Origin of the sequence: Nioella sp., from assembly GCF_964229645.1 — a bacterium.
GTDB lineage: Bacteria > Pseudomonadota > Alphaproteobacteria > Rhodobacterales > Rhodobacteraceae > Nioella.
The window spans coordinates 1-8,315 of sequence record NZ_CAXREX010000252.1 but is presented as its reverse complement, the minus strand read 5'-3'; the positions used below and the strand labels follow the sequence as shown (position 1 = coordinate 8,315).

At 62.9% G+C, this 8,315-nt stretch carries 9 protein-coding genes and 1 tRNA gene; 7 read left to right on the top strand and 3 right to left on the bottom strand.

The features are described from left to right. Positions 1-83: 83 nt before the first annotated feature. The 5 genes from ACEQXV_RS16910 (at position 84) to ACEQXV_RS16890 (ending at position 3,919) form a co-directional block, all read left to right on the top strand. Positions 84-854, top strand: coding sequence for a hypothetical protein (locus ACEQXV_RS16910; RefSeq protein WP_370254533.1), 771 nt, complete (start codon positions 84-86; stop codon positions 852-854). A gap of 91 nt (positions 855-945) precedes the next feature. Beyond that, the gene (locus ACEQXV_RS16905) at positions 946-1,767 is read left to right on the top strand and encodes a hypothetical protein (RefSeq protein WP_370254535.1); all 822 of its coding nucleotides are present in this window, start codon (positions 946-948) and stop codon (positions 1,765-1,767) included. Positions 1,768-1,875: 108 nt separating this feature from the next. Beyond that, positions 1,876-2,727, top strand: coding sequence for an outer membrane protein (locus ACEQXV_RS16900; protein ID WP_370270125.1), 852 nt, complete (start codon positions 1,876-1,878; stop codon positions 2,725-2,727). A 156-nt stretch (positions 2,728-2,883) separates the two neighbouring features. Next, on the top strand, positions 2,884-3,531 hold the full coding sequence (locus ACEQXV_RS16895; RefSeq protein ID WP_370254538.1) for a CatB-related O-acetyltransferase: 648 nt from the start codon (positions 2,884-2,886) through the stop codon (positions 3,529-3,531). Between the two features lie 103 nt (positions 3,532-3,634). Beyond that, positions 3,635-3,919, top strand: a complete 285-nt coding sequence (locus ACEQXV_RS16890; RefSeq protein ID WP_370254539.1) for a hypothetical protein — start codon at positions 3,635-3,637, stop codon at positions 3,917-3,919. 22 nt (positions 3,920-3,941) lie between these two features. On the opposite strand, the gene ACEQXV_RS16885 is transcribed toward ACEQXV_RS16890, so the two are convergent. Then, positions 3,942-4,625: a lysophospholipid acyltransferase family protein gene (locus ACEQXV_RS16885; protein WP_370254540.1), complete on the bottom strand. Its 684-nt coding sequence runs from the start codon at positions 4,623-4,625 to the stop codon at positions 3,942-3,944. A gap of 114 nt (positions 4,626-4,739) precedes the next feature. On the opposite strand from ACEQXV_RS16885, the gene ACEQXV_RS16880 reads away from it, so the two are divergent. Both ACEQXV_RS16880 and ACEQXV_RS16875 read left to right on the top strand, forming a co-directional pair. Continuing rightward, positions 4,740-5,930, top strand: a complete 1,191-nt coding sequence (locus ACEQXV_RS16880; protein ID WP_370254542.1) for a cation:proton antiporter — start codon at positions 4,740-4,742, stop codon at positions 5,928-5,930. A 37-nt stretch (positions 5,931-5,967) separates the two neighbouring features. Beyond that, a tRNA-Trp gene (locus ACEQXV_RS16875) sits at positions 5,968-6,043 on the top strand. Between the two features lie 42 nt (positions 6,044-6,085). Here the strand turns inward: ACEQXV_RS16875 and ACEQXV_RS16870 are convergent. Then, positions 6,086-7,411 carry a UDP-glucose/GDP-mannose dehydrogenase family protein gene (locus tag ACEQXV_RS16870; RefSeq protein ID WP_370254544.1) on the bottom strand — a complete coding sequence of 442 codons (1,326 nt, stop codon included), beginning with the start codon at positions 7,409-7,411 and terminating at the stop codon, positions 6,086-6,088. A 354-nt stretch (positions 7,412-7,765) separates the two neighbouring features. Then, on the bottom strand, positions 7,766-8,315 hold a 550-nt coding region (locus tag ACEQXV_RS16865), incomplete at its 5' end, for a hypothetical protein (protein ID WP_370270123.1).

Genomic DNA, 8,315 nt, shown 5'->3' with positions numbered 1-8,315 from the left:
CAATAGTTGACGTAGATCAAGGATTGGAATCGCAATCAGTCATTTTCTTCTCATCGGTCTCACTTTGATGAGGAGGAAACGACATGAGCACCAAGACATTTTCACTGATGAAATCCGCGTCCGTTCTGGCACTGGGTGTGGCGATCGCCGTTGCAGGCGTGACGTCCCCGATGCCCGGGTTCCAGGGCTATGCATGGGCCGATGAACCGTCGGACGGTGACGGCGGCTCGGGTGGCCAGCAGGGCAACCAGGGCGGTCAGGGTCAGGGCGGTATCGGATCGCAGCAGGGTCAGGGCAACCAGGGCCAGGGCGAAGGTCAGGGTGGCCCAGGCGAAGATTCCGATGGCCAGGGTCCGCAGGCCGGTGGCCCGTCGGACAGCGCCGGTGGCGGCATGCCGCCCTGGGCCTCGGAAGGCATCCCGGAAGTTGAGCTGGGCCGTCTGAGCGTGGCGCGGTCGCCCGATCACGTGATCGACCGGGCCTATGCCGAGGCGCTGCTGACGATTGGTGAGATGGCGGATTTCTACAATCTTTCACTGGATGAGATGGTCGTCGAATTGTCCCTGAACTGGGACGACATCACGATCATCGACTCGCCGCTGCAGAACCTCGCGATCTTCCGCGACGCGCTGGATGGCAGCATCGATCTCAGTTCCTACGGGATCACCAATGACGCCTTCACGCTGATGGCGGTGTCGCTTGGCGTGGCATCGGACAAGAACGTCCCGATCTCGCCGGAAACCGTCTACGCCGTTTCGGTGATTTTCGAGATGCCGCTTTCGGAAGCTGATGCAACCGCCATCGCGGCGGCTGCGGAAGCGATCCGCATCGCGGTTCTGGCCGGCCACGGCTGACCAAGAGCCCGCCGTCGCCCCCGTGTCCTGGCGGCGGCGGGTTTCTTTCAGGAAAACCATGCACTTGGAGGACAGGATGTCTTTGAACGGTTTGAGTAAACTTGCAGGTCGCGCGGGCCTGTCTGCGATCGCCATCGCTGCCGTGATCGGCGCGGTGGCTTTGCCGGTGAGCATCGCGCTGACCGCACAACCCGCCCTGGCGGACCAGCATTCGGGGCCCGGTGAAGGCCCGGGGGAAGGTGCTGGCGGCGGCGGGTCGGGCGGATCTGGTGGCGGCGGCGGCGGCCACGAGGATGGTGACGACCACGACCATGAAGACGGCGACGACCACGAAGGCGGGAGCGGTGGCCATAGCGATGGCGACCACGAGTCCGGCGATCATGGTGGTGAGGGCCAGGGTCAGGGCGGATCACCGCAAGGTGGTGCCGGCGAAGGCGGTCAGGACTCGCGCCCTGATTGGGCCGGTGAAGGCATCCCCGAGGTTGAGCTGGGCCGTCTGAATGTTGCCCGCTCGCCTGATCACGTGCTGGAACGCGCGCTGAACGAGGCCCTGGCGACGATGACGCCCGAGATGATCTCGTTCTACAACCTGACCCTGCCGCAGATGATGGACCAGTTGGCCAACAATTGGGATGGCGTCAGCTTCATCGATTCGCCTCTTCAGAACCTATCGATGCTTGACGCGCTGCTGACTGGCGCTTCCAGCCCGGCCTCGATGGGGATCAGCAACGACCCGATGACGCTGGCTTCGGTGATGCTTGGAGCCGCCTCGGACAAGAACGTCCCGATTTCCGAGGACACCGTCGTTGCGCTGGCGATCATCATGGAGATCGACCTGACTGCTCAGCAGGTGTCCGATCTGGCCGCCGCGGCCGAGTCCGTTCGCCAGGCCATCGTCGAAGGGCACGGTTGACAATTTGGCAACGCAAATAACTATCGGGCGCGATTTATGGCGTCCGATAGTTGACCTTAGCAAGTTAGCGAAATTAATAAGTCTTTAGAGATATTACGGGGACGTGAAATGCTTGCATCCATTCATCGGCTTGGCCTGGTTCTTGGTCTGACACTGTGCGGCGCGGCGATGCCGGCGGTGGCGCAGGACGGCGATCTGGTAACTTTCAGCACCCAGACAGCCAGCGTGACCTATGGCCCCTATGGGCGCTTCGCGCTCGGCACTTCTGCCAACAGCTATGACAATGGCCGCTGGCAGAACGGGCAAGGCGATCCGACGATCAGCTTTGGCCTGATGGATGAGGACACCGGGTTTGGCGAACTGGCCGTCGGCTTCGACTGGCAAAACGGGTTTCGCGCAGACCTAGCTTTTGCCCATTTCGGATCGGCTAACGCGATCGGGCCCTGTGTGGCGGTGTCCGATCTGACCCCGTGCAACGACCACGCCGATATTTCTGCCGCGACGATCAGCACCGATACGATCATGGCGAACCTGTTCTATGCGCCCATGGAGCATCGCGGCAGCAACTCGGTTTTCCAGCCGTTCGTGGTGGCCGGTTTGGGGATTGCCATCAACGACGTGGGCAACTGGACGCGTGAGGCGAACCCAGGCAGCCCCGCAGTCAATAACGTAAACCCGGCTGATAACCGCCCCTTCCGGACATTCGAAGGCAATACCGAGATCGAGTTCGCCTGGTCCGTGGGCCTGGGGGCCTCCTGGCAGGTCAGCCGTCCCGGCCGTCACCCGGTCATCCTGGAAGCGTCCTGGCGTTACTTCGATCTGGGAACCGCCTCGGGCGGGGCCAATCCCGTGCCACCGTCCAGCATCAACGGCAATAGCAGCCCGACTGTCCCGCTGACCTTCGACAACACCCGTCAGGTTTTCAGCCTCGGCGTGCGAATCCCGCTGCAACGGCTCTGAGCCAGCCTTGCACCCCATGCATGACAGGGCCGCCTTCGGGCGGCCTTCTCTTTTGGGTAACTGCCCGATACTGTGCCGGGAACCAATGGAGGGTGACATGGACAACGCCACGATCTGAACCGAGTATCCCGATTTCAGACGAGAAAGGCTTTTTCCATGCCCGTTTCCTTCCCAGATCCCGCAACCCGAACACCTGTTTGCCTGCCCGATGGCAGCGCGCATGAGGGCACCGTATTTCTCAAGCCGGCCATCACGCATCCCCGCTGGCAGGTGGGTGATTACAGCTATGCCAGTGCGCATCATCCGCCCGCAGACTGGGCAGCACACCTGGCGCCCTATCTGTTCGAGTTCTCGCCCGAGACGCTGGTGATCGGAAAATTCTGCCAGATCGCGGACGGGGTGACATTCATCACCTCCTCGGCCAATCACCGCTATGACGGCTTCACCAGCTATCCGTTTGCGATCTTCGATGGCGGCGCTTCGGGTGGCCGCCCCTCTATGCCGGAACCCGGCCCCGATACCGTCATCGGCCATGATGTGTGGCTGGGCCAGGGGGCAAAGCTATTGCCCGGCGCCCGGATCGGTAGCGGGAGCATCGTGGGGGCAGGGGCCGTCGTGGCGGGGGAGGTGCCGCCATATTCCATCGTGGCGGGAAACCCCGGAACCGTGCGCCGTGCCCGCTTTGGCCGCGAGGTGATCGAACGGCTGCTGGAACTGGCCTGGTGGGATTGGCCCATCGAGCGCATCCTGGCGCAGGAAACGGCCTTGTGTTCCGGGGATCCCACCCTGCTGGACGCGCTATAGGGCATCGGCGGAAAACGGGACATGCCTTTGGTGCAGCGTTGGTTGGAATGGCCTGCCAACCTGCGCCGTGCTAGCATTGTGGATCATCAGGAAGATCATCTTCATGCGTATTCGAAATGCACTCTGCGCCTGCCTTGCCCTGCTGACCCTGAGCGGTGCGGCAACGGGGCAAGCCGTTCAGAACGAACAGCTGATCCGATCGGTCGAGCGGGAATTGCCGCGCTACATCACGGGTGTCGATGTGCGGTCGCTGGAAACCTCGCAGCTTGCGGCGCTGCACCTCGCGCTTTACCGCGATTCCAGCTTTTCGGAGATCCGGGGCGAAGTGCGCTCGATCATCGGAGGGCTTGATGTGCTTCTCTTCGGGCGGAACCTGACCTTCCGCTGATGCCCAGTCTTCCCGGCCGCGCTCAGCCCTGCGCAACCGCGCGGTCAGCTGCTGCCGTGACAGAGTCCAACGCCTGCTTCAGCGCCTCGGAAAGGGCGGTCGTCTCTTCGGCGCTGAGCCGCTTGGGCACCTCGGTGTCCCAGATGCGCCACACCAGCGTGCAGCGGTTGAAAAGGCGTGGCAGCATCAGCTTGTCCCAGGTGGGCAGGGTCCAATAGCGGCGGCACGAGAAGGCGAAACACACGACGGGCACCTGTGTGGCACGGGCCCATTTGATCGGGGTTTCCTTGACCTCGAACACCGGGCCGCGCGGACCATCCGCCGCGATCCCGATCGAGCATCCCTCCCGCAAGCCGGAAATCACCGTCCGGGTCTCGGCCACGCCAATGGTGCCACGCGGCATCGGGATCGTGTGAATGCCGAAGCGTTCATGCATCATCCCCGCGATACGGCCCGGCCGTCCTGTCGACGTCAGACTGCGGATGGCGAAGCGGCCATTCCCGAAGCAATAGGGCGTCATCATGAGCCGCTGATGCCAGACGACCAGAATGACCGCGCCATGCCGTTCCACAAGGCGCTCGACCTCGTCCCACCCATCGAGCGATATGCGCGAGGTGCGATAGACCAGTCGCATCCAGCCCGACAGAAGCCGGGAGGCGAAGGCCAGGACGGCGGGGTGGTCTGCTATCCGTCTGCGAAGGGTCAAGGGTTGCCCGGGTTTGTCGATTTCTTTCGCAGCGGTTTAACGGACAGGCACGGCGCGTCAATCTTTGGCGCGGAGTCTGCTGGAGAAAACCCCAAGGCGCGGTAGATTGGTCCCATGCGACTCGATCTCGTCTTCCTGACCCTCGGGGCCCTTTTCCTGATCGGCCTTGCTGCCGACCAGTTGGGGCGGCGCACTCGGTTGCCGCGCGTGACGCTGCTTCTGCTGGCAGGGGTGCTGGTCGGCCGCTCGGGCCTGGACCTTGTGCCCAATGAGGCCGAGCATTGGTACGAATTCCTGTCTGTTGCGGCTCTGACGATGGTGGCGTTCCTGCTCGGTGGGGCTCTGACACGCCGGAATCTCGCAGCGCATGGGTCCGAGATCGTGATCATCTCGGTCAGCATCGTTGTCGTGACGCTGGCCGTGGTGACCGCGGGACTGGTGGCCGTGGGTGTGCCGCTTGGGCTCGCCCTGGTCCTGGGGGCCATTGCCACCGCCACTGCGCCCGCCGCGACCGAGGACACGATCCGCCAATCGGGGATGACCGGGCCGTTTCCGGACAAGCTGCGTGGTATCGTGGCTGTGGATGATGCCTGGGGTCTCATGGCCTTCAGCCTGGCTGCGATTGCCGCCGGGCAGCTGTACGGGGAACCGCAGGCGGGTGTCTTCCTGGAGGCGTTGCGGGAAATCGGCGGGGCGCTGTTGCTGGGGCTGGTGGTGGGGGTCCCGGGGGCCTTCCTGACGGGTCGGATCAAACCGGGAGAGCCCCTGCAGACCGAGGCGCTCGGCCTTGTCTTTCTGACCGCTGGCCTGTCTGTCTGGATGGGGGTTTCCTACCTTCTGGCCGGGATGACTGCCGGCGCAATCATCGTCAATTTCGCGCGCCACCACCGGTCTGCCTTTCACGAGATTGAAAACGCGCGCTGGCCCTTCATGGTCCTGTTCTTCCTGCTGGCGGGTGTATCCCTTGAACTTGGGCACCTGGCGCAGATGGGCCTGATCGGCGCGGCCTATTTCATTCTGCGGATCCTGTCGCGCCTTGTCGGGGGCTGGATCGGGGCGCGCTTGGGGGGCGAGAACGCGGCCGAGCGCAACTGGTTTGGCGTGGCCCTGCTGCCCCAGGCAGGGGTGGCGATCGGGATGGCACTGGTTGCGGCAGAGAGCTTTCCCGAATGGGGGGAAACCATCATCACGTTGACCATCGGCACCACGGTTGCTTTCGAGTTGCTTGGCCCGCCCGCGACCCTCTTCGCGTTGCGCCGGGTCGCGCGGGCAGAAAGCGGGGATCCGCCGTCAAACGGGCCTTGATTCCCCCTCTGCGATCGCGTAACCGATGCCTCGGTACAGGGGTGTAGCTCAGTTGGTAGAGCAGCGGATTCCAAATCCGCAGGCCGCGGGTTCGAGCCCTGCCGCCCCTGCCACCACAAAAAAACCCGGCGTTCTGCGCCGGGTTTTTTCTTGGATCAGTGGTTGTTGTCCATCGATTTGCGCCCGACGGACTCATACGCCTCGAACCCTGCCTTGCGGGCGTCCCTGGCGGAATAGATATTGCGCAGGTCCGCCATGCGCGGGGTGGCCATACGCTTGGCGAGCTTCGGCAGGTCGAGCGCGCGGAACTCGTTCCATTCGGTGAGAATGACCAGAAGATCGGCCTTGTTGGCGGCCTTGTAGGGATCGTCATGCCAGTTGACCCCGGGCAAGAGCGCCTCGCCTTCTCGTTTGCCTTGTGGGTCCACGACGCGCACTTTCGCGCCACCGCCAACAAGAGCAGGCACGATCGTGAGCGACGGGGCATCACGCATGTCATCGGTGTTGGGTTTGAAGGTGACGCCCAGAACGGCCACGGTCTTGCCGTTGAAGGTGCCATCACAAAGATCTCGCAGTTTTTCGACCATGCGCGTCTTGACGCCGTCATTCACCCGCATGACGGTTTCCACGATGTTTTGCGGCACCGCGTGATCCTGCCCGATCCGGGCGAGCGCGGACGTGTCCTTGGGAAAGCATGATCCACCATAGCCGGGGCCGGCATGAAGGAAGAGCTTGCCGATGCGCCCATCGAGCCCCATGCCCTTGGCCACTTCCTTCACATCCGCCCCGACGCGTTCACAGAGTGCTGCGATCTCGTTGATGAAGGTGATCTTGGTGGCAAGGAACGCATTTGCCGCGTACTTGATCATCTCTGCGCTTTCGAGGTCGGTGGTGACGATGGGGAAATCGCGCAGGTAGAGCGGACGGTAGATGTCCTGCATCACCTCGGCGGCCCGTTGGGACTGAACGCCGACGACCACCCTGTCGGGCTTCATGAAATCGTCGATCGCCGCCCCTTCGCGCAGGAACTCCGGATTAGAGGCAACTTCGAAGTCGGCATCTGGGTTGGTCTTGGCAATGGTCTGCTTGACCTTTCGGTTGGTTCCCACGGGAACGGTCGATTTCGTCACCACGACCGTGAACCCGTTCAGGGCTTTTGCCACGTCTTCTGCCGCGGCCATCACGTAGCTCAGATCGGCATGCCCATCCCCTCGCCGGGTTGGGGTGCCGACGGCAATGAAGACGGCCTCTGCGCCAGCCACGGCTTCGGAAAGCTCGGTGGTGAAACTCAGCCGCCCAGCCTCGACGTTCCGGGCCATCAATTGTTCCAGCCCCGGTTCGTAGATGGGGACCTTGCCTGCCTGCAAAGCCTCGATCTTACGCGGGTCACGATCGACACAGATCACGTCATGCCCGAAATCCGAAAGGCACACCCCAGAGACAAGGCCGACATAGCCTGTTCCGATCATGGCGATCTGCATGATACCAATCCTTCTGCCCGTGACCGGCTATTCCCGGCGCTTCATTCCTATGGGTCGCATTCTGCAAGCAAGCACGGCGAGAACCAAGCGAAGATCGTTGAGCTAAGCCTGATTTCCCCTCAGACGAAGACGATATCGTCGACGAGGTCGAGCCTGTTCGCGATGGCGTTGAAGGTGAGGCGATCCGGCACAAGCCATCGTTCGGCGGCTGTCTTAGATGCGGCCGAGGTGGGGCATTATCAGGCATTTGGGACGCGAAAATTTCTGAAAAATTAATTTGTTTCAATTACTTGAATGCGATTTGCAACCTATGGGTGTATTTGGCTTTGTTTCGGGAAATCAGGCCTATGCGGATTACGCGGCCTTGCGTGTGTCCCCCCTGGCCAGGGCCCACGCAGCGAAGGCCTTCCTCCTCTCCGATCGGGCCTCTCGCACGTAGCGACTCAGCAGGCGGTGCCGCCTGCCGCGCTCCACCGTCTCGTCCCTCTCAAACTTTACGATGCGGCCCAGCAGTGCCAGGCCCGATAATTTCTCCCTACCCGTCACACCATCCTGACGGAGTTCGTGCGCAATCAATTCCTTGCAGCGCCTGAGCTCCTGCAGGGCCTCGCTGGGCTCGTCACTGCCTGCCTCGAACTCCCTCAGCGCCGCCTCCGTCGCCACCACGCGCACCTCCGCCTCGGCCAGGGCCAGTGCCCGGTACCCCGCGTCGTCCCCAGGCAGGAGGTCTCCAGGCGTAATCTCGGGCCGGTCTAGAATGATGGCCAGCCAGGCGGCCACGCTCCTGGGGTCGGGTCTGGCCGTGGCGCCGTGTTGGCGCGCATTCCCTGCCACAATGGCCTTGCCCTCCGCCGTCTTCGGCCCCGTGCTCTTCTGCGCATTCGCACGATTGCGGGCAGTGATC

Bases quoted from the DNA above. Each gene is read 5' to 3' on its own strand.
- ACEQXV_RS16910 (WP_370254533.1), top strand. From the start codon at position 84: ATGAGCACCAAGACATTTTCACTGATGAAATCCGCGTCCGTTCTGGCA.
- ACEQXV_RS16900 (WP_370270125.1), top strand. From the start codon at position 1,876: ATGCTTGCATCCATTCATCGGCTTGGCCTGGTTCTTGGTCTGACACTG.
- ACEQXV_RS16895 (WP_370254538.1), top strand. From the start codon at position 2,884: ATGCCCGTTTCCTTCCCAGATCCCGCAACCCGAACACCTGTTTGCCTG.
- ACEQXV_RS16890 (WP_370254539.1), top strand. From the start codon at position 3,635: ATGCGTATTCGAAATGCACTCTGCGCCTGCCTTGCCCTGCTGACCCTG.
- ACEQXV_RS16880 (WP_370254542.1), top strand. From the start codon at position 4,740: ATGCGACTCGATCTCGTCTTCCTGACCCTCGGGGCCCTTTTCCTGATC.
- ACEQXV_RS16870 (WP_370254544.1), bottom strand. From the start codon at position 7,411: ATGCAGATCGCCATGATCGGAACAGGCTATGTCGGCCTTGTCTCTGGG.